The following is a 20,278-nucleotide window of genomic DNA, read 5'->3' as shown; positions in this document are numbered from 1 at the left end:
TGATAACCGCTGGAAGAGGAACGAAAAAGCCCGCCCTGTTGCCGGGGCGGGCTTTACTGTCTATAACCACTTCAGTCAGCTGAGCTGATTCGAAAAAGCAGAAAGAGTGTTAAACCAGCTCTGTCTCTTTTTCAGTTTCTTTGTTGACTTTGGTAGTCTTTTTAGCGTGCCTTTTTTCCCAGAAAGTGGCGTTCTTGATGCCCAGTTTCAGAGGGTTAAAGGTATAGCTGTCAACGCCGGCTTTATGCTGTTCTTCGTAGTCTTTCAGCGCCTTGAGTGCAGGTTTGGACATAAAGAAGATGATCAGAATACCGGCAATGTTCAGCCATGCCATCAGACCGACACCGATATCACCCAGCCCCCACGCCAGATTTGCTGTTTTTACCGCACCGTAGAAGGTCGCGGCCATCAGAACCAGCTTAAGTGCGCCGATCATGCCAGGGATCTTAAACGTACGCTGGATGTAAGCGATGTTGGTTTCGGCGATGTAGTAGTAAGCCAGAATGGTGGTAAACGAGAAGAAGAACAGTGCAAAGGCGACAAATGGATTGCCAAGGCCCGGCAGCACCCGCTCAATTGCCTGTTGGGTAAACAGTGGACCGTTGGCAGCGATATCTGCCCCCAGGTTTTGCACCAGGAATGTGTCACCGACACCGTGTACGTTATAAGCACCGGTGATCAGAATCATAAATGCGGTGGCCGAACAGACAAACAGGGTGTCGATATAAACCGAGAACGCCTGAACCAGTCCCTGTTGCGCTGGATGCTCAACCGCGGCTGCAGCTGCCGCATGAGGGCCGGTACCCTGACCCGCTTCGTTGGAGTAAACCCCCCGTTTTACACCCCAGCCGATCGCTGCGCCCATACCTGCCATTGGGGTAAAGGCATCTTCTAAAATCATGCCGATCACGCCTGGCAGCATATCGATGTTAAGAAGCACGATAACCGCTGCGATGATGATGTAAGCCAGCGCCATGAAGGGCACAACGATCTGGGTGAAGTTGGCGATACGTTTAACGCCACCAAAGATAATGAAGCCCAGAATCAGGACCACAACGGTGCCCGTGAGAATTTTCGCGAAGCTCAGCGTCCCCATGGTCGTTTCAATCATCGCGCCGGAGCCAAAGGTGGCTTCTACGGCGTTACCGATACTGTTAGCCTGGACACCGGGCAGGCAGATACCGCAGGCCAGAATAGTGGCGATAGCGAAGATCCAGGCAAACCATTTCTGTCCCATCGCTTTTTCGAAGTAGAAAGCCGGACCACCGCGGTATTGCCCCTCATGTTCCTCTTTATAAATCTGTGCCAGAGTGGATTCGGTGTATGCCGTGGCGGCCCCCAGGAAGGCGACTACCCACATCCAGAACACCGCACCGGGGCCACCGAAACCGATAGCGGCAGCAACGCCGGCAATATTACCGGTACCCACACGGCCGGACAGTGAAACAGCCAGAGCCTGGAAGGATGAGATCCCTTTTTCAGAGGCTCTGCCAGAGAACAGCAAAATCCACATTTCGCGGAACATTCGTACCTGTACGAAGCGTGTCAGAATCGAGTAAAAAAGACCCGCCCCAAGGCAGAGATAGATCAGAGCCGGGCTCCAGATAATGCCGTTTGTAAAATCGACAAATTCTTGCATGTGTAAGTGTCTCCGGAAAGCAACGTGCTGGGCACGAAAGTTAGAATTATTGTGTTGCTACAGCACCCATCCTCTGAGATGGATGCAGACTGTTGTCGCGGTCAGATACTGATTGCCAGAGCGCTGGTGATATCTGAGGGGGGCTGCAACAGTCCTGTAACCGGTTGCTCCGTCAGATAGCGGTTAATGAAATGCTATCCAGGCATTTCGCTGTCATGACGGATTAACCAGAGAATCAGCTGTTAAGATAATAAGCAGATGACACAGCCCGTTTTCTGGCCCTCTGGCACCGGAGAACAATCTGGCGATGGAGGCTTAAGCCGGGGTGTTTCTGTGTCTTCATTTATCTACAGGTGCAAAACTGTAGAGTGAATCTGTCTGAGGAGGAATATCCTACCGTGCCTTGTTTACCTCCTGGTGTGCCAGACGTCTCCCGGAGGCAGGTGGGACCTGTTGTGAAAGCCCGCTATAACAGCCCAGGTCGAAGATATATAGTTGTCTTGCTTAACTTTTTTCTGCTTTGAGCCTATTGTTATAGGTATTATATTTGTCTGATTTTAAAGGAATACTCCTATGTCAAAAGGCCATGCGAGACATCAGGAAAGACACCATGGGCTGTCGCAGTTTGGCAAAGACCTGGTGCGCCGTTGCGGTTCTAAATGCGAGCTGTGTGAAAACCACGGGGTTAAGCTGGTGGTCTATGAAGTGCCGCCTATTGAGTCGGACCCCAATTACGATCACTGTATTATGATCTGTGAAACCTGTCAGGGGCAGCTGGACCGGCCAAAAACGATCGATCCCGCTTACTGGCGCTTTCTGGCCTCCTCTATGTGGAGCAGCGTGGCGCCGGTTAAGGTGATCTCTGTGGCGTTGCTCAGGCATCTGGCGAAGCAGCAGGACTGGGCTGAAGCGTTGCTGGAACAGGTCTATATGGAAGAGGAAGAGCGGGCCTGGTCAGAGGATATTGATCTCTTCTGAAACAGCGGGCTTCATCTTCAGCCCCCGACAATATGATTTTTTTTCATTTGAGATCAGTGCCTGGCGGGCGATAACCCGGTTTACGAATAATAAAACCGGGGCCTGCGATGCTTAACTCCTTCAGCTCAACTCCGTTCATGTTTAATCCCGGGCTTTCTCAGCCCAGCGCTTCGGGCGTCGGTACAGCAGCCCCCCGCGGGCAGAATAGCCCTGTGTCTGGCACCGAGGAGGGCAGTAGTCCGGCTGCCGTGGCCTCCCGCCAGTCATACTCACTGAAAGAGCGTTTTAACCGGGATGACAGCTTTACCATCAATCTGACCACTCAGGATGGTGATCAGGTTGAAATCACCTTCAATAGCGAAACCCGTTATCAATCTGATTACAGCCTGCGCAGTGGGCCGGGACGGGAGAGTCAGCGCTACAGTATCGAAAAAAATCAGAGCAGTGATTTTGGTTTTACAGTGGAAGGTGAGCTGGATGTTGAAGAGATCGATGCCATCGCCTCGCTGGTTCAGGATCTTTCCTCGCTGGCCAGCAGCTTCTTTAATGGGGATCTGCAAACGGCGCTGCAACAGGCGGGTGACCTGACCCTGGACCCGGAACAGCTGGCGCAGATGGATATCTCGATGCAGCAGTCGATTGAGTATCGGGCCATTGAGAAATATCGTCAGGTTCAGGCGATGGGAGGCGAAGCCCCCGCCGCTTCGCAGCATGCCTTAGCGCCGTTTATTGAGCAGCTCCAGAATCAGGTCAGCAGCAGTGAGCAGCGGGTTACAAATGCCACCGAGTTCAGCATGAGTCTGTTTGTCGACCTGGTGCAGCACGATGTCCGTTTTACCAGCAGCAGCGAAACCCAGCAGAAGTCAATGCAGGAGGGGTTAGGCAAGCTTGGTGATATGGTTCATAACAGGCATCATCATCGGCATGAGCATGAGCATGAGCATGAGCATGAGCATGAGCATGAGCATGAGCATGAGCATGAGCATGAAAACCGTGCAGATCGCTCACGTCATCATCAGGCGGCTGATCCAGCGGTCAATGCCGATGCCGTTTCATCGGGAGATCCCGCGGTAAATGATCCTGTGGTGGACAGCAATCCGGTCGCTGAAACCGCATAGATCTTGTGCCACTGAGAAAACGCCATATTGATTATGGCGTTTTTTTTGCCTGTAATATCACGTCTGGCTGTTAGAATAGCTTTCTTTTTTCTGTTGCCCGCACCGGATTACATTTGCCCATGAGTTCTCTTCCCATATCAGCTGTTCTGGATCAGCTTAGTGAAGCCCTGAGTCAGCATGATGAGGTGGTGCTGGAAGCGCCTCCTGGTGCCGGTAAAACGACCCTGGTGCCACTTGAACTGCTGCAGCATCCCGATCTTGCCGGTCAGAAAATCCTGATGCTTGAACCCCGTCGGCTGGCGGCCAGGATGGCTGCCGGGCGAATGGCACAGCAGTTGGGTGAAACCATTGGTGACACAGTAGGTTATCGGGTGAGGATGGATTCTAAAATCGGCCCTCAGACCCGCATTGAGGTGGTGACTGAGGGTATTCTGACCCGAATGCTTCAGGATGATCCGAGCCTGGAAGGGTATGGCCTGGTGATCTTCGATGAGTTTCATGAACGCAGTCTCGATGCGGATTTTGGTCTGGCGCTGACACTGCAGGGGCGGGAACTGTTTCGTGAAGATCAGCCGCTGAAACTGTTACTGATGTCCGCGACCCTCGATCAGCGGGTGATTGATCAGCTGTTACCCGAAGCTCCACTGATCAGTAGTGAAGGACGAACCTATCCGGTGGATATCCGCTATCTGGGTGCCGTAGGTCGCGATCAGCGTCTGGAGAACGTTGTGGCCCGGGCGATCGAACAGGCGCTGGAGGAGGAATCCGGAAGTCTGCTGGTGTTTCTGCCGGGGCAGAGAGAGATTCGCAGTGTTATGAGCAACCTGCAGGGGCATCTGCCAGACAGTGTGATTCTGGCGCCACTGTATGGCGATCTGACTATTCAGGCGCAGCAGCAGGCGATAGCACCGTCTCCGCCGGGACAGCGTAAGGTTGTGCTGGCCACCAATATTGCCGAGACCAGTCTGACAATTGAGGGAATCCGGGTGGTTATCGATGCCGGACTGAGTCGTGAAGCCCGGCTTGATCCCGCCAGTGGCATGACCCGGTTACATACCTGTAAAGTGTCCCGTGCCGCCAGCATTCAGCGGGCCGGCCGGGCAGGGCGGATGGAGCCAGGGTGCTGTTACCGGCTCTGGTCCGAGAACCAGCAGGGCCAGCTGGCACCCCATGCGACAGCGGAAATCATGTCCACCGATCTGACCCCGTTAGCCCTGCAGATGGCTCGTTGGGGGGTAGAGGACCCTGCCGAACTGCGCTGGCTGAATCAACCACCGGAAGCGGCGTTGAGTCAGGGACGGGATCTGTTGGTGCGGCTGGAGGCGTTAAAACCGACTGAGGGCGGTCTGCAACTGACCGATACGGGCGCTCTGATGGCGTTGCTGCCGCTGCATCCAAGACTTGCGCATCTGTTACTGGTGGGTTGGCAAAGCCAGTGCGCCAGGCTGGCTTGTGATATAGCAGCCCTGCTCAGTGAACGGGATCCGTTGAGCGGTGATGCTGATTTCGAGCGTCGTCTGCACTGGCTGAGAGGGGATATCGCCTGCGCTGCCAGCCAGAAGGGCGTTCTGCAGCGCATTCGTCAACTGAGTCAGCAGTTCTATCGCTTGTGTAGCCGTCATCTGAGTACACTCAGTCAGCGTTCGGTCGATCTCACAGAATCAGAACTCTGCGCCATGCTGATCGCTCAGGCCTACCCGGACCGGATCGCTGCTAAACGCAGTGATGCTGGCGGCGATTATCAGTTAAGTGGTGGTCGGGCCGTCAGGTTAGCTGACTCTGACCCGCTGGCAAAACAGCGTTGGCTGGCGGTGGCCAGTTGTTGGGGGATGCAGGGGCAGAGTGCGGACCGGGTGTTTCTTGCCATCGCATTACCGGAAAAGTTGTTCTCCCATGGGCTGTCAGGCCTGGTCGGGCAGCATAAAGTGGTCGAATGGCAGCGCCAGCAGGCACGGATGTGTTGTGAATTGCAGCGCCGCATCGGTGTGCTGGTATTAAGCCGGGAGGCACTTGAAGAGGTGCCGGTAAAAGAGAAGAACCAGGCACTGGTACAGATGATTCGTAAGCAGGGATTGCAGGTGCTTCCCTGGACTCAGGAGATCAGCAGCTGGCGTCAGCGGGTGATGTTTCTGCATCGCTCGCAACCTGAAGGAGGGGGCTGGCCGGATCTGTCTGATCAGGCCTTGCTGGACACGATGGAAAACTGGTTAGCGCCCTGGCTTGATCCGGTGAATCATATCAATCATTTTGCCCGTCTTGATTTGGCGGGCATACTGCAGGCGTTGCTGGCATGGCCGCTGCCTAATGAGTTAGACAGGCTTGCGCCGGTGCGCCTGAAACTGCCTTCGGGGCACAGTGCTGCCCTTGATTACAGCGAATATCCACCGGTTTTAGCGGTCAAACTACAGGAGATGTTTGGCTCAACCCAGACTCCGGTAGTCGGGTATGGTGTGGCGGTTAAAATACACCTGTTGTCACCGGCGCGCAGGCCGCTGGCGGTGACTCAGGATCTGGCCAGCTTCTGGGCCAATAGTTATCGCGATGTACAGAAGGATATGAAAGGGCGCTATCCAAAACATCAGTGGCCGGATAACCCGCAGGAGGCGCTGCCTTCTGATGGGATCAAACGGAAGAAACGCCATTAGTGGCGCCAAAAACTTTATGGCGAGGGGCTTGACGTTAAAAAGGCATAGAAAATTGTTTTACCACAGAGGACACAGAGCAAACGGAGAAGAGCTATTCATCGGTTTTCTCTGTGTTCTCCGTGCCCTTAGCATGCCCTCTGGGTACTGTGGTGAGTCTCTTTTAGATTGTGGGGAGGTATCGCTCCACTAATATCAAACATGGTGCATCCGGGCCAGGTCAAGCTCAAAGAATCCCCAATGCTTCAGCCTTTGGGGAACTCCTTAACGTAGACATCTGTTTTATGATAGGGGATCTCAATGCCGGCTGCTGCAAACTGCTTATATATCTCCATCAACATCTCATGCCGGATTCTGCCCCGGTCTTCGGGGTTGTGAATCCAGCCCAGCAGTTCAAAGTCCAGACCGGAAGCACCGAAAGCCCGCATCCGAACCCGTGGCTCTGGCAGTTCACAAAATCCCTCATAGCGGTTGCCAATGGTTTGTAATATCTCACAGACCTGATCGACATCAGAGCCATAGGCGACGCTAACGGCTATCGCTATTCTTATATTGGAGTTGATGCCACCGCTTTCATTAACGATCTTCGCATTGGCGATAACTGCATTGGGCAGGGTGATCTCAATATCATCGCGACTCATCAATCGTGTGCTGCGCAGACCGATATGCGTTACCCGGCCCCGTTCCCCGCTATCTAGATTGACATAGTCGCCCACTTTGTAGGGCGCATCTACCAGAATGAAAAAACCCGAAAACAGGTTTGCCAGGGTGTCCTTGGCGGCGAAACCCACGGCGATGCCGACGATACCCGCTGAAGCCAGCCAGCCGAGGGGATTGATTCCCCAGATGATCAGTAAACAGTAGCTGCCCACTAGAATCACAATCAGCCGCACCGATAGGTTAAGAATCGGAATCGTCTGCGGCTCGATAACCGGGATACGGTTTTGACTGCTGCCCAGAGATTCCAGGATCGTTGTGCTCAGGTGAAACGCTGCGCGCATCCAGCTGGCGACGATAACGGACACCGACAGGTTCACCAGAATATTGGTTATGACTCCCAGGTTTGCGATCTGGGCTGCGAGGGTAAAACCGAAAAATAGTATTGTGGTAAACAGCGGCTTGCGCAGATGCCGGATAACTCTCTCTTCGGCAAAGCCTGGCGATGATACATAAACGTTTTGCAAACTGCGGATGAGTATTGCCCGGAACAAAAAGGCCACCATGAACGAGACCACTACGATCAGCATTGCGCCAATCAGTGGATAGTGTTCCAACACGGCCCAATAAGGTTGAAGTGCATCGGGCAGGAGATCTTTCAGATTGGGTATTCTGTCGATAATCAGTTCCGGGGGAGGGGCCTGAGTGGCTGGATCTGAATTCTGGACCTCTGATGTTGCCATTTACACCTCTCTGAAGACAAGCTGCAATTGAACTTACCGGTCACAACGAGCATTGCGATCACATCCGCGACAGGAGTCTGTGCTCATCAGAGAGTTGTCCGGTTGCGGCGTATCCCGCTGATCTGCTGTATACCAATAGAGATAAGTATAGCCCGATATGGGGAATCTCCGCGCAGTGGCGATTGTCGGTTATACGGATGACGTAAAATGCAGCGATAAGTAGCCAGAGAGCAGAGTAATCAATGGGGATCCTGAATCTGGTTTCGCTTCAGATTCAATGCGCTGGGGACGCGGCTTTTACACAGGGGCAGTAACAGAAAATAATCGCAATTAAGCCCGTGTGGGTATAAAAAATTTTCAAGTTCGAAGCGGAAATTCTGTACTAAGCTGAAGTTACTCTGCAAAGACAGAGAAGCAATAGCCTCAATAAGTTGGGGCTGAAAAGAGATAGAAGAAAATACTTCGCATGCCACATGTAGCCCCGCTAGCGCGGGGCTCTCTTTTTTGTTCTTTTTATCAGATGCTTTCATTGGCTGTTCCTGCCCCGGCTTTCATCATAAAATTGATATCAGCGATTCAACGCATTGTGCTTGCGTTGATGATTTCTGGTTTATCATCGCGATAGCCACCGATCTGAACCATCCACTGGAGAACAGATATGCACAGACAGACCTTTGCTTTTGATGTTTATGGCACTCTGGTCGATCCACTCGAGATGGGCAGGCATCTGCAGATGATGGTGGGTGATAAAGCCGGAGATCTGGCCAGGATATGGCGGGAAAAGCAGGTAGAGTATGCTTTTCGACGTGGCCTGATGGGACGATACGAGCCGTTTAATATCTGTACCCTTCAGGCGCTTGAGTATGCCCTCAGCATAACCGGTCTTTCTCTGACGACAGAGCAGCAACAGTTCCTGATGGCCCAATATCAGCAACTGGCGACCTATAGCGATGTTATTCCTGCTATCGAGTCGTTGCGGGCGCAGGGCCACTACTGCGTGGCTTTTTCTAACGGTCCTGCTGACAAGGTCAGAACATTGTTGAACAATGCTAATGTGCTGGAGTTGCTGGATGATGTTGTCAGCGTCGATGAGATTAAACGCTATAAACCCGATCCGGCGGTCTACCTGCATCTGTTGAATCGCACCGCCAGCCGGGCGGGTGATACCTGGCTGATATCGAGCAATGCCTGGGATGTGATGGGAGCTAAACATGCGGGGCTGAATGCCGCATGGGTTCAGCGAGATACGGCTGCGGTGTTTGATTTTTGGGATATTTCACCGGATAAAGTCGTGAATTCACTCCAGAATCTTGCAGAAGAGTTCAGTATAAGCAACGGTTTGGAGTGATAAATGCTCGCTTTTGGTGCGGTGCGGAAAAAAAGGACCCGGCGGGCGCCGGGTCGAAGTAAGCCAAATTAGTGGCTCAAAAAGCAAAGTGCTATTTCAATATAGCGAATTATTTGTGCATTGCAACAATGTTTTGGTAAAAATTTTATTACACACCGGGGTAATCGGGCTGAAAGCCCCATTCTGTTTGGAATTCTTTTGTTATATACCGATTTGTTTTAAAAACGCTGACGCTTGAATCAGGCTGTTTACCGAACCCTTTTCAGGTCAGGAGCAGAGGTTTTTTAAGTCAGGAGTTGGGGTTTTCCCGGTCAGGAGCCGGGCTTTTCAGGGCAGGGTGAAATAAAAGCCCTCGGCACGACTGATTCCCCGCAGGGAGATCAGTGGTTCATCTTCAAACAGCATCGCATCACCCGCCAGTAATAAACTGCCATTGACCTCCAGTTCGCCCCTGAAGAGAAACAGAAAGCCGTGCGCTGCGGCTGGCAGACCGTAGCTGGTGTGCTGCAAACGGAACTGATACATCTCAGCATTTTGACCCAGTTGCAGGGAATCATCCCGGCCATCAGGGGATGCGATCAGTTGTACCCCCTCGCGACTCAGGAGTTTACGCGACTGATAGCGTGGTGAATTGCCGGTGGTCTCGGGTACGATCCAGAACTGCAGCATTTTCAGGTTGTTTTCCAGCGAGGCATTCTGTTCGGTGAACTCAGTGCCTGTTCCGGTACTGAGCAGTTGCAGGCTACGGCCCTCTAACAGCTTTCGGTTGCCCAGCGAGTCGGTATGCAGGTTTTTACCATCGAGAATAACGGAGATGATCTCCATATCCTGGTGGGTGCTCGGATCGATTGCCGCACCCGGATGCAACAGATCTTCATTGGCCACCCGCAGTTCGGAAATTCCCATCCATTCTGGATCGAAATAGCTGCCGAATGAGAATACATGCCGGGATTCAAGCCAGCCGAAATGGGCATAACCCCGGTCTGAAGCACGTTTTATTCTGATCATCTGGGTTCGCAAGTGAAAACTGTTCATCACTGTTTTACCCTGTCCGCAGCAGAGTGTAAATACGAAGATAAGTTTTACCATCCTCTGCATCAGGGTAAGATGCTGCTTTTATCGGGGGAATTCAGTGGATCTTATCCTGTCATTTAGCTGGGCGTTCTGGCTGTTAGCCGCCATCGGTGTGTTATTAACCGGTATTTCTAAGTCAGGCTTTGCCGGAGGTGTTGGCGTGATTAGCGTACCGCTGATGTCGCTCTATATCGGTCCGGTGCAGGCCGCCGCCATTATGCTGCCACTATTGATTCTGATGGACTATTTCAGTGTTCGGGCCTGGTGGCACAGTAAACGTAACGATCTGTTAAAGATTATGGTGCCGGGTGCGGTGCTGGGGATCTTTATCGGCTATCTGCTGTTTGGTTATCTGAATGACGATGTGTTACGCCTGTTGCTGGGTATTCTGTCGATTGGTTTTGCCCTCTGGGGGCTACTGAACGGTTCAAAGCTGGGCCGGACCGCTTCGCCGGTGGTCGGATCTATCTCCAGCATGGTAGCGGGGTTCACCAGCTTTATCGCCCATGCCGGGGGGCCGCCGATGAATTTCTATCTGATTCCTATGAAACTGCCCCGGGCCGAATTTCTGGGCACCGCAGTGGTGTTTCTGGCGATCGTCAATCTGGTCAAACTGGTGGCCTATGGCGTACTGGGACAGATCAATACCGATAACCTGCTGGTGGGGCTGGTGCTGGCCCCTGTCGCCTGGATCGGTATCAGATTGGGGTTGGTGATCCATCATAAGCTGGATGATCAGCTGTTCTACCGCATTATTCTGATTATGCTGCTGATAGTCGGTATTAAGCTGATCTATGATGGTATCTGAAGGCGCCTGATCTGAGCGTTTTTTTACCCAGGGCTGGCTCTTTTTTTAAAATGGCTGCTAGGCTTTACTCATTGAACCGTTCATGGGAGTGAGTTATGTCAGCAAAGCCGGTCGTCGCGGATAACAAGCCCGCTAAGGTCGAGCTCATTGAGGGGCAGGAATATCATTTCTGTGTCTGTGGGCGTTCTTCTAAACAACCTTTCTGCGATGGTTCCCATGGGGAGACGGGCCTGACACCCAAAGCGTTCCGGGCTGAAAGTACCGGGGAAGCGTGGCTGTGCGTCTGCAAACATACCAGCAACGCGCCCTACTGTGATGGCAGCCATAAACAGTTTGATTCCGCCGCTGTGGGCCATGAGGGGCCGGGGTCGGCTGTGTCTGATGCTTCCGATAACACGCCTCCGCAGGCGGTGAATACGCCTGAGGAGTCCACTGTCGAGTTTATCCATCAACTGGCCCGTGACGGGATCAAAGGGGTCGGCTCCCATGGTCCGATGACCGCAATGGGTGTGCCCCGCAATCAGCTGCCGGCCTGGGATGATATTCAGATTATGGTCGCTCAGATGGCCCGTAAGCCGTTGCAGGAAGATGCGGTGGTGGAAACTTCGCTGGTGATCGGCCCGGAAGCGAAAAAACCGTTGCAGCTGGATATCCCTCTGTTTGTCTCCGATATGAGCTTTGGCGCTTTGTCGGAAGAAGCGAAAACCGCTCTGGCAAAAGGGGCTGAGCTAGCCGGTACGGGGATCTGTTCCGGTGAGGGCGGTATGCTGCCGGAGGAACAGCAGGCCAACTCCCGTTACTTCTATGAGCTTGCCAGCGCTAAATTTGGTTATCGGGAAGAGTTGTTAACCCGAGTGCAGGCGTTTCATTTTAAAGGGGGGCAGGGGGCTAAAACCGGTACCGGAGGTCATCTGCCCGCCAGTAAAAATGTCGGCAAGATCTCTCAGGTACGGGGGATTCCGGAGGGACAGGAAGCACTATCGCCGCCGACGTTTACCGATCTTCACAGTGTGGCCGATTTTAGTCTCTTTGCCGACCGGGTTCGGGAGATCAGTGGGGGGATTCCGGTAGGCTTTAAGCTCAGTGCCAACCATATTGAGCGGGATATCGAGTTTGCTCTGAAAGCCGGAGCCGATTATATCATTCTTGATGGTCGGGGCGGCGGTACGGGAGCCGCGCCACAGCTGTTCAGAGACCATATCAGTGTACCCACGATTCCGGCGCTGGCCAGGGCCAGGCGCTGTCTGAACACCAACGGTGCCAGTGGGCGGGTGACGTTGATTATTACCGGCGGGTTACGGGTGCCCAGTGACTTTGTTAAAGCACTGGCACTGGGCGCCGATGGTATCGCGCTGGCCAACAGTGCGATGCAGTCGATCGGCTGCGTGGCGGCGCGGATCTGTAATACCAATAACTGTCCGGCGGGTATCGCAACCCAGAAGGCTGACCTGCGCCAGCGCTTGAATGTGGATAAGTCTGCCGCTCAACTGGCCAACTTTCTGACCGGCTCGGTGCATCTGATGCAGGTGATGGCCCGGGCCTGCGGGCATCATCATCTGCAACAGTTTGATATGGGCGATCTGGCTACCTGGAATCGTGATCTGGCGTATCTTTCGGGGATAACCTATTCAGGTGTTGTCCCCCTCTGAATGGAGGGGGATCGGTTTTACTGTGAATCGGTCAGGGTGCCCTGCTGATAATCACGGATCGCCTGATTAATTTCAGCCTGAGTATTCATCACAAAGGGGCCGTAGTGAGCCACCGGCTCTTTCAGGGGCTCGCCACTGAGTAGCAGAGTACCGGCACCGTTGGCGGATGTGATCTGCAACGCCTCAGGTTCGGTTATTTTCGCCATCTGCCGGGTGGTTATTGCTTTACCATTCAGACTCAGCTCCCCTTCATAGACATAGAGCAGCAGCGTCCGGCCCGCGCTGTTTGCAATACTGATATCAGCATCCGCTTTCAGGCAGAGATCTGCAACCGTGGCATTGCCAGGGAGTTGCTGCAGCGGGCCGTTGAATGATTGGCCATCCAGGGAGATCCCGCCGCCGATCACTTTCACTTCGGCATTTTCCAGCGGCTGCCAGGGTAGCTGTTCACGGCCAACATCTTTCCAGTCCGGGTCTTTCATCTTCAGGCTGGCGGGCAGGTTGAGCCACAGCTGAAAACCGTGCATCAGGCCATCTTTCTGCAGCGGCATCTCGGAATGAATAATGCCCCGTCCGGCCGACATCCATTGCGCTTCACCGCTTTGTACTCCGCCTTTGTTACCCAGATGATCCTGATGTTCAAACCCACCATGACGGATATAGGTGAGGGTTTCGATACCCCGGTGCGGATGCGCTGGAAAGCCTGAGCCGTAATCATTCGGGTTATCCGAATAGATCTCATCCAGCATCAGGAAAGGGTCGAGACCATTATCACGAAAGCCGTGAACCCGCTGTATTTTGACACCGGCACCATCGGCGGATGGATGGCTCTGAATGATTTGAATCGTCATAACGTACTCCTTCGGCTGAATCGATCTAAGCCGTACCTGATTTGATATGCTTCCATGATAGTCCTATATTTGGGAATGAAAATCGGTATAAATAGAGTTATATATTCTATTTTTTAGAAAGGAATGATGGGGTGAAGGTAACACTAGAGCAGTGGCGGATGCTAAAAGCGGTTGTGGAGCACGGTGGTTTTGCCCATGCCGCAGGGGTTGTGCATAAGAGTCAGTCGAGTATCCATCATGCGATTCAGAAGATGGAACTGATGCTGGATGTTAAATTGCTTGAAGTTAAAGGCCGCAAAGCACACCTGACTGACGCTGGGCGGCTATTGTTACAGAGAGCTGAGCATCTGCTGGAATCTGCTGCTAACATCGATTCACTGGCTGCGAGCCTGAATGCGGGTGTTGAGCCTGAGATCGCCATCGCTGTTGATCAGGTGTTTCCGCCGGAATATATCGGTAATGTACTGGAGCAGTTCTCTTCGGAATATCCCAACACCCGGATTCAGTTGTATGAAACGGTTCTGTCGGGTGCATCGGAAGCATTGAATCAGGGGCAGGTTGATCTGGCGATTGCAGGGTCGGGTGTGTCTCACTTTCTGGCAGAGCCCCTGTTTGCGGTGGATTTTCTTGCCGTAGCGGCTCCCAGTCATCAGGTCTTTAAGCAGTATCAACAGGGGCAGACCCTGGTGGTTGATGATCTGATTAATTACCGGCAGCTGGTGACCCGGGATTCCGCTCTGTCAAAAAATGTTGATTCTGGCTGGCTGCAGGCAGATGAGCGCTGGACCGTGAGTAATATCGCCACAGCGACAGAGATGATCAGTCGGGGTATGGGGTTTGCCTGGATTCCGGTGACCCGTATGCGTCGTTTGCTGGAACAGGGGTTATTGTTGCCGATTCCTCTGCAGAACGGAGGTTGTCGTAGCGAGATGCTGCAGCTGTACTATGCCCGCCAGGATCAGAGTGGGCCAGGACTGAAGCGTCTGGCGGAGCTACTGCATCAGTGTTGTGATGCAGATAATTCTAATTATTCGAATATTAAATCCGTATTTAAGTGATTTTTAATCTATAAAATAGAATCTATTATGGTTTCATAGTGTAACCAAGCAGGAGGCCGTGATGGGATTACTAATCGAAGGCAAATGGCATGATCAATGGTATGAAACTAAAAACTCCAAAGGTGAGTTTGTCCGTGAACAGGCGGGGTTTCGTCACTGGATAACCAGCGATGGCCGTCCCGGTCCTACCGGTGAGGGAAGATTCAGGGCTGAGCCTGGCCGCTATCATCTGTATGTCTCGCTGGCCTGTCCCTGGGCACATCGCACCCTGATCTTTCGTAAGCTCAAAGGACTGGAAGACCTGATTACGGTGTCGGTTGTCAGCCCGCATATGCTGGAACAGGGCTGGAGCTTCGATAGGGAAACCGGCTCAACTGGCGATCATCTGTACGGTTCTGAGTTTATGCATCAGATCTATACCCGGGCGCAAGCGGATTATACCGGCCGGGTGACAGTGCCAGTGCTGTGGGACAAACAGCAGCAGACCATCGTCAGCAATGAATCGTCAGAGATTATCCGCATGTTTAACTCAGCGTTTAACGACCTGACCGGCAATGAATGCGATCTCTGGCCTGAACTGCTGCGTGATGAGATTGAAGAGCTGAACAGCTGGATCTACGAGACGGTGAACAATGGTGTGTATCGTTCAGGTTTTGCCACCACGCAGGACGCCTACGAACACAATGTTAAAGACCTGTTTGCCAGTCTTGATCGGATTGAGGTAATTCTGTCCCACAATCGCTACCTTGCGGGGGCGAAGCTAACTGAAGCGGACTGGCGTCTGTTTACCACCCTGATCCGGTTTGATGCGGTGTATCACGGTCACTTTAAATGTAACCTGAAACAGCTGCGCGAATACCCGAATATCAGTGGCTATGTCCGCGAGCTGTATCAGATTGAAGGGGTGGCTGAGACGGTTAATATGGAACATATCAAACAACACTATTACTACAGCCACGATATGATCAACCCCACCCGGATCGTGCCTGTAGGGCCAGAGCATAACTTTGATGCCCCCCACGGTCGGGAGGCGATCTGACGGTTATCGGGTAGCTCAACGGCAGCATAAAAAACCGCCCAATCAGGCGGTTTTTTGTCAGGTTCAGTTGAGCCGGAACGTTAGATGGTCACAGGTGCAGCTTCAGGCTTAGTGTGTGATGATGTCTGATTGTAAATTGACCCGTCTAACTCATTCTCGCTCTTGGCAACCAGAATTGAGACCATCAGATCGCCGCACACATTCACGCTGGTTCTTGCCATATCCAGAATACGATCGATACCCGCAACAATGGCAAGGCCTTCGATTGGCAGACCAACAGTAGTGAGCACCAGCGATAGCATGATCAGGCCAGCACCCGGAACACCGGCGGTGCCAACGGAGGCCAGCGTAGAGGTCATAATGATCAGCAGGTAATCAGAGAACGCCAGGTCGATGCCAAAGGCCTGTGCGATAAATAGCGCGCAGACGCCCTGATACAGAGCGGTGCCGTCCATATTGATGGTTGCGCCCAGCGGCAGAACAAAGCTGGAGATACTCTTGGATACACCCATCTCTTCCTGAGAGGCTTTGATGGTGGCGGGAAGCGTGCCGGAGCTGCTGGTGGTCGTAAATGCGACCACAGCAGGGTTCAGCAGTCCTTTAAGGTAGCGCACAGGGTTCAATCGTCCCAGAGTGCTGATTAACCCAGTGTAGAAAACCAGTACATGGATCAGACAGCCAATATAGACTGCAACAATTACCTTAATCAGTGGTAACAGAATATCCATGCCGTACTTTCCGGCTACCCAGGCCATCAGACCAAACACACCATAGGGGGCCAGCTTCATCACCAGCCCGGTCAGTTTGTACATCCCTTCCGCAAGGCTTTCAAACAAGCGGATTGCTGGTTCTGCTTTCTCGCCACACAGTGTCAGCGAAATGCCCAGGCCTAACGCGAAGACGATGATCTGCAGAATATTACCAGCTGCCAGCGCGCTGACCGGATTTTTGGGAATCATATTCAGGAGCGTTTGTACCAGTGTCGGTGCTTCTTTGCCGACAGCTGACGAATCGGTAATTACCATATTCAGTCCCTCTCCTGGTGTCAGGACAGTGCCCAGCCCCAGTCCAATGCTGATCGCAATGGCAGTGGTTCCCAGATACAGTATGATCGCTTTAATACCGATCCGTCCCATTTTACGGGTATCCTGCATAGAGGTGACACCGACCACCAGAGAGCAGAAAACCAGCGGGACAATCAGCATCTTGATAGCGTTGATAAACAGCGTGCCGATCGGTTTCAGCAGTTCAGCATCTGGTCCCATGATCGCACCGGCGGCGACACCGAGAACCATTCCGATCAATATTTTTTTCCACAGAGCCAGATCGCTCCAGAAACCGGAGCGGCTTTCATTTTTCACAGTTGGTTGCATAACTCTCATCCTTTCTATAGTTGTTTTTTTACCCGTATCGGGTTTCAGGGTTGGGGTAAGCTTGTAGTGGGTTAACGTCGTCGTGCCTGAGGGGCTATCATATTGTCAGGCTTGAGCAGGTCACTTAAGTCCGCTTCACTCATTAAGTTCTCCTCTCTGATCAGTTCCAGCACGCCACGGCCACTCTCGAGGGCGGCTTTGGCAATGCGGGTCGAGTTTTCATAACCGATGTAAGGCACAACGGCGGTGATGATGCCAATGCTCTGATCAACCAGTTCCTGGCAGCGATCCCGGTTAGCTGTGATGCCGCGTATGCAGCGGTTTTTCAGCATATTCATCGCCTGGGTCAGCATGCGTATCGATTCCAGCACGTTATAGGCGATCAGCGGTTCCATGGCATTTAGCTGGAGCTGGCCCGCTTCAGCGCCCATGGTCAGGGCGAGATCGTTGCCGATCACCTGATAGGCAACCTGGTTCATCGCTTCTGGGATGACCGGGTTAATCTTGCCCGGCATGATGGAGCTACCCGGTTGTTGTGCCGGCAGGTTTATTTCGGCAAGACCGCAGCGGGGACCCATGCTCAGCAGGCGTAGATCGTTGGATATTTTTGATAGTTTCACCGCCAGACGCTTGAGCATGCCGGAGAACAACACAAAGGCGCCCATATCGGAACTGGCTTCCACCAGATCAGATGCTCGCTTGAATTCAAAACCGCTCAGTTCAGAAAGATTGTTGACCGCCAGTTTGGCGTATTCCGGATCGGTATTGATACCGGTCCCGATGGCGGTACCGCCCAGGTTGATCTCTTTGAGCAGTTCAGACAGGCCGGCAATGCGGTCAATATCTTCCGTCAGGGTGCTGGCAAAGGATTTGAACTCCTGCCCCAGGGTCATCGGTACCGCATCCTGCAGCTGGGTGCGCCCCATTTTGATGACATCGGCAAACTCGTCGCCTTTAGCGGAGAAAGCGTCGCGCAGTGAGGCCAGCGCTTTGACCAGATCACCGTGTTTTAAGAGTATCGAGAGGCGCACGGCCGTAGGGTAAGCGTCGTTAGTCGACTGAGACATGTTGACGTCATTGTTGGGATGCAGGTGGCTGTATTCACCTTTGGCATATCCCATCTGCTCGAGGCCGATATTGGCGATGACCTCGTTGGCATTCATATTGGTTGAGGTGCCCGCACCGCCCTGAATCATATCGACGACAAACTGGTCGTGATAATGACCGGACAGAATTTTCTTAACGGCCGCTTCAATGGCTGCGGTTTTGCTATCGTTCAAAAAGCCCAGCGTATTATTGGCTCTGGCGCACGCCAGCTTTACCAATGCCAATGCCTCGACCAGTTGAGGGAAGTGGTGCAGGGGAATACCACTGAGATCGAAGTTTCGCTGTGCCCGTTGCGTCTGAATGCCAAAATAGGCATCTGCTGGAACGAACGCCTCACCCAACAGATCTTTCTCTTTGCGCCCACTCTCTTGTTGCGTTAACGCTATGGCTTCACCCATGGTGCTTCCTCATCGGTTTATTATTGTTTGCGCCATCTTGATGGCTCAGGTGCGTCGCCTTCCTGTATTGAACGAGGGAGCGATGAGCACTGGATGCAATCTATAAAGCAGGGAGGATGCCAAGAGTTAAGAAATCTTATAACTCATTGATTTAAAATTAGAAAATGGTTTTTTATTTAATGTTTTTGCGGCTGCAAGGGGTATAACCTGTGGAATAGGCTGACGCTTGTTTGGTCTTATAATTGTTGTTAATCAACAGGTTAGAACTGCGAAGTTTGGTTATAGTGTTGCCAATGGTTATAGGGGTTTATAACCAGCGAAACCTTTCACTGTGCATCGCTGGGTAACCGTGCAACAGAAGAGGGGGATGATTTCAGCAGACAGGACTAAGGCTCTTTTTTCTTCAATCGCTTGCTCAGTGCTGGTTGTGAAATACCCAGCAGGCGCGATGCCAGGGATTGATTGCCCTGAGCACGCTCCATCGCTGCTGCAACCAGGAGTTCGCCCGCTTCCTGCAGAGTTGGCAGAGGCTGATCGGGGTTAAAGATTATCGGAGTGGCGCTTTTATCGGACTCTGTACAGGGGATCTCCTGGTTGAGGATTCGTCGGAAGACCTCCATCGAGAGCATTTTTGAGTGGTGCAGACTCATCGCATCATAGGCCAGTGCCCTTAATTCACGCACATTGCCCGGGAAGCTATAGTTGGCCAGCAATACGGGTAGCTCTTTTGGTATTGTGGGTTTGGTTTTATTCAGTTCTTCAGCGGCTTCGGCCAGAAAATATTCCAATAGCAGGGGGATATCCCCTTTGCGCTGTCGCAGTGCAGGGATCTCTACCTGATGGATTCTGAGCCGGTAGTACAGGTCTTTGCGGAATTCGCCCAACTGCTGTTTTTCTTCCAGATTCTGATGCGTGGCGACGACTACCCTGGCGCGAATTCGTTTCGGGCGATCACTTCCCAGGGGGTAATATTCACCCTCCTGAAGCAGGCGCAGAAGTTTAACCTGTGAGGCCAGGCTCAGGTCGCCGATCTCATCGAGAAACAGGGTGCCACCGGAGGCTTGCTCAACCATCCCTGCGCGCGCTTTATCCGCTCCGGTAAACGCACCACGCTGATGGCCAAACAGGGTATCAGCAAAGACGTTATCATCCAGCCCGGCAACATTGACGCTCACCAGTGGGCCGCTACAGTTGCTCAGCGTGTGGATCGCGTGGGCGATCTGCTCTTTACCGACCCCGCTTTCACCCATAATCAGTACCGGCTGGCTACTGGTTGAGATCGATTCCAGATACTGGAACACTGAGCGCATCCCCTTATCCTGAGTGATGATGTCAGAGAATACCTCCGGCCGTTCAAGGGTGTCGGTGAGGAAGCGCTGACGCATTGCCTGACTCTCTTTACGCATCTCCTGTAACTGGATGGCGCGCCGTACCCCCTCAATCAAGCGTTCCTCTTCGGTGGTCTTGACGAAATAATCGAAGGCACCGAGGCGGATGCATTTTACTGCCGTTTCCAGTTGGTTCAGACCACTGATAATAATCACGCCGACCTCTGGATGCTCCTCAACGATCTGTTGCAGCAGCGTTTCTCCTGAGAGATGGGGCATGGTCAGGTCCAGCAGTACCAGCCCGATCGGTTCCCGGGCGATCATTGTCATTACATTGCGGCTGTCTTCACAGCGGTAGATATGGTTTATCCCGCCACGTCGCTCAAGGGCGATACTGAGGCTGCGTAAAAATGGCGCTTCATCATCTACCAGTAATACACCAAAGTTGGGGTAGCGACGGTTATTCAT

16 protein-coding genes are annotated in these 20,278 nt (G+C 52.7%); 8 read left to right on the top strand and 8 right to left on the bottom strand.

Features of this window, described 5'->3' with window-relative positions; translation table 11 throughout:
• Positions 1 to 109 precede the first annotated feature (109 nt).
• Positions 110 to 1,639 carry an alanine/glycine:cation symporter family protein gene (locus OCU43_RS16395; RefSeq protein ID WP_091359612.1) on the bottom strand — a complete coding sequence of 510 codons (1,530 nt, stop codon included), beginning with the start codon at positions 1,637 to 1,639 and terminating at the stop codon, positions 110 to 112.
• 573 nt (positions 1,640 to 2,212) lie between these two features.
• On the opposite strand from OCU43_RS16395, the gene OCU43_RS16390 reads away from it, so the two are divergent.
• The 3 genes from OCU43_RS16390 to hrpB all read left to right on the top strand — a co-directional run bounded on the left by OCU43_RS16390 (position 2,213) and on the right by hrpB (position 6,380).
• Entirely contained in the window at positions 2,213 to 2,617 is a 405-nt protein-coding gene (locus tag OCU43_RS16390) for a phnA protein (RefSeq protein ID WP_091359615.1), read from the top strand.
• A 107-nt stretch (positions 2,618 to 2,724) separates the two neighbouring features.
• Entirely contained in the window at positions 2,725 to 3,735 is a 1,011-nt protein-coding gene (locus OCU43_RS16385; RefSeq protein WP_091359618.1) for a hypothetical protein, read from the top strand.
• Positions 3,736 to 3,854: 119 nt separating this feature from the next.
• On the top strand, positions 3,855 to 6,380 hold the full coding sequence (hrpB, locus tag OCU43_RS16380) for an ATP-dependent helicase HrpB (RefSeq protein ID WP_091359621.1): 2,526 nt from the start codon (positions 3,855 to 3,857) through the stop codon (positions 6,378 to 6,380).
• Between the two features lie 242 nt (positions 6,381 to 6,622).
• Here the strand turns inward: hrpB and OCU43_RS16375 are convergent, their stop codons facing one another.
• Together OCU43_RS16375 and OCU43_RS16370 are read right to left on the bottom strand one after the other, a co-directional pair.
• Positions 6,623 to 7,777 carry a mechanosensitive ion channel family protein gene (locus tag OCU43_RS16375; RefSeq protein ID WP_091359624.1) on the bottom strand — a complete coding sequence of 385 codons (1,155 nt, stop codon included), beginning with the start codon at positions 7,775 to 7,777 and terminating at the stop codon, positions 6,623 to 6,625.
• A gap of 239 nt (positions 7,778 to 8,016) precedes the next feature.
• Entirely contained in the window at positions 8,017 to 8,307 is a 291-nt protein-coding gene (locus OCU43_RS16370) for a hypothetical protein (RefSeq protein ID WP_091359626.1), read from the bottom strand.
• Between the two features lie 128 nt (positions 8,308 to 8,435).
• Between OCU43_RS16370 and OCU43_RS16365 the strand changes: the two genes are divergently transcribed.
• The gene (locus OCU43_RS16365) at positions 8,436 to 9,125 is read left to right on the top strand and encodes a haloacid dehalogenase type II (protein WP_091359629.1); all 690 of its coding nucleotides are present in this window, start codon (positions 8,436 to 8,438) and stop codon (positions 9,123 to 9,125) included.
• Positions 9,126 to 9,452: 327 nt separating this feature from the next.
• On the opposite strand, the gene OCU43_RS16360 is transcribed toward OCU43_RS16365, so the two are convergent.
• Positions 9,453 to 10,160 (bottom strand): pirin family protein, encoded by a 708-nt coding sequence (locus tag OCU43_RS16360; protein WP_175483550.1) that lies wholly within the window; start codon positions 10,158 to 10,160, stop codon positions 9,453 to 9,455.
• Between the two features lie 97 nt (positions 10,161 to 10,257).
• Between OCU43_RS16360 and OCU43_RS16355 the strand changes: the two genes are divergently transcribed.
• Both OCU43_RS16355 and OCU43_RS16350 read left to right on the top strand, forming a co-directional pair.
• Entirely contained in the window at positions 10,258 to 11,007 is a 750-nt protein-coding gene (locus OCU43_RS16355; protein ID WP_245756595.1) for a sulfite exporter TauE/SafE family protein, read from the top strand.
• 95 nt (positions 11,008 to 11,102) lie between these two features.
• The gene (locus OCU43_RS16350; RefSeq protein ID WP_091359636.1) at positions 11,103 to 12,656 is read left to right on the top strand and encodes a glutamate synthase-related protein; all 1,554 of its coding nucleotides are present in this window, start codon (positions 11,103 to 11,105) and stop codon (positions 12,654 to 12,656) included.
• 17 nt (positions 12,657 to 12,673) lie between these two features.
• On the opposite strand, the gene OCU43_RS16345 is transcribed toward OCU43_RS16350, so the two are convergent.
• Complete coding sequence (locus OCU43_RS16345; protein WP_091359639.1) at positions 12,674 to 13,507, bottom strand: pirin family protein; 834 nt, start codon at positions 13,505 to 13,507, stop codon at positions 12,674 to 12,676.
• Between the two features lie 131 nt (positions 13,508 to 13,638).
• Between OCU43_RS16345 and OCU43_RS16340 the strand changes: the two genes are divergently transcribed.
• Both OCU43_RS16340 and OCU43_RS16335 read left to right on the top strand, forming a co-directional pair.
• On the top strand, positions 13,639 to 14,565 hold the full coding sequence (locus OCU43_RS16340; protein ID WP_091359641.1) for a LysR family transcriptional regulator: 927 nt from the start codon (positions 13,639 to 13,641) through the stop codon (positions 14,563 to 14,565).
• A gap of 61 nt (positions 14,566 to 14,626) precedes the next feature.
• Complete coding sequence (locus tag OCU43_RS16335; protein WP_091359643.1) at positions 14,627 to 15,604, top strand: glutathione S-transferase family protein; 978 nt, start codon at positions 14,627 to 14,629, stop codon at positions 15,602 to 15,604.
• A gap of 80 nt (positions 15,605 to 15,684) precedes the next feature.
• Here OCU43_RS16335 and OCU43_RS16330 read toward each other — a convergent pair whose 3' ends face one another.
• From OCU43_RS16330 to OCU43_RS16320, 3 genes are all read right to left on the bottom strand, one after another.
• Positions 15,685 to 16,977 carry a dicarboxylate/amino acid:cation symporter gene (locus OCU43_RS16330; RefSeq protein ID WP_091359646.1) on the bottom strand — a complete coding sequence of 431 codons (1,293 nt, stop codon included), beginning with the start codon at positions 16,975 to 16,977 and terminating at the stop codon, positions 15,685 to 15,687.
• A 71-nt stretch (positions 16,978 to 17,048) separates the two neighbouring features.
• Entirely contained in the window at positions 17,049 to 18,482 is a 1,434-nt protein-coding gene (locus OCU43_RS16325) for an aspartate ammonia-lyase (protein ID WP_091359648.1), read from the bottom strand.
• 386 nt (positions 18,483 to 18,868) lie between these two features.
• Positions 18,869 to 20,278, bottom strand: a complete 1,410-nt coding sequence (locus tag OCU43_RS16320) for a sigma-54-dependent transcriptional regulator (RefSeq protein ID WP_091359650.1) — start codon at positions 20,276 to 20,278, stop codon at positions 18,869 to 18,871.

The sequence above is a fragment of the Amphritea atlantica genome (genome assembly GCF_024347255.1).
GTDB classification, from domain to species: domain Bacteria; phylum Pseudomonadota; class Gammaproteobacteria; order Pseudomonadales; family Balneatricaceae; genus Amphritea; species Amphritea atlantica.
Note: the sequence above shows the minus strand (reverse complement) of the source record. Positions and strands in the feature narration are given on the sequence as shown.

Bases quoted from the DNA above. Each gene is read 5' to 3' on its own strand.
- OCU43_RS16395 (WP_091359612.1), bottom strand. From the start codon at position 1,639: ATGCAAGAATTTGTCGATTTTACAAACGGCATTATCTGGAGCCCGGCT.
- OCU43_RS16390 (WP_091359615.1), top strand. From the start codon at position 2,213: ATGTCAAAAGGCCATGCGAGACATCAGGAAAGACACCATGGGCTGTCG.
- OCU43_RS16385 (WP_091359618.1), top strand. From the start codon at position 2,725: ATGCTTAACTCCTTCAGCTCAACTCCGTTCATGTTTAATCCCGGGCTT.
- hrpB (WP_091359621.1), top strand. From the start codon at position 3,855: ATGAGTTCTCTTCCCATATCAGCTGTTCTGGATCAGCTTAGTGAAGCC.
- OCU43_RS16375 (WP_091359624.1), bottom strand. From the start codon at position 7,777: ATGGCAACATCAGAGGTCCAGAATTCAGATCCAGCCACTCAGGCCCCT.
- OCU43_RS16370 (WP_091359626.1), bottom strand. From the start codon at position 8,307: ATGAAAGCATCTGATAAAAAGAACAAAAAAGAGAGCCCCGCGCTAGCG.
- OCU43_RS16365 (WP_091359629.1), top strand. From the start codon at position 8,436: ATGCACAGACAGACCTTTGCTTTTGATGTTTATGGCACTCTGGTCGAT.
- OCU43_RS16360 (WP_175483550.1), bottom strand. From the start codon at position 10,160: ATGAACAGTTTTCACTTGCGAACCCAGATGATCAGAATAAAACGTGCT.
- OCU43_RS16350 (WP_091359636.1), top strand. From the start codon at position 11,103: ATGTCAGCAAAGCCGGTCGTCGCGGATAACAAGCCCGCTAAGGTCGAG.
- OCU43_RS16345 (WP_091359639.1), bottom strand. From the start codon at position 13,507: ATGACGATTCAAATCATTCAGAGCCATCCATCCGCCGATGGTGCCGGT.
- OCU43_RS16335 (WP_091359643.1), top strand. From the start codon at position 14,627: ATGGGATTACTAATCGAAGGCAAATGGCATGATCAATGGTATGAAACT.
- OCU43_RS16330 (WP_091359646.1), bottom strand. From the start codon at position 16,977: ATGCAACCAACTGTGAAAAATGAAAGCCGCTCCGGTTTCTGGAGCGAT.
- OCU43_RS16325 (WP_091359648.1), bottom strand. From the start codon at position 18,482: ATGGGTGAAGCCATAGCGTTAACGCAACAAGAGAGTGGGCGCAAAGAG.
- OCU43_RS16320 (WP_091359650.1), bottom strand. From the start codon at position 20,278: ATGAATAACCGTCGCTACCCCAACTTTGGTGTATTACTGGTAGATGAT.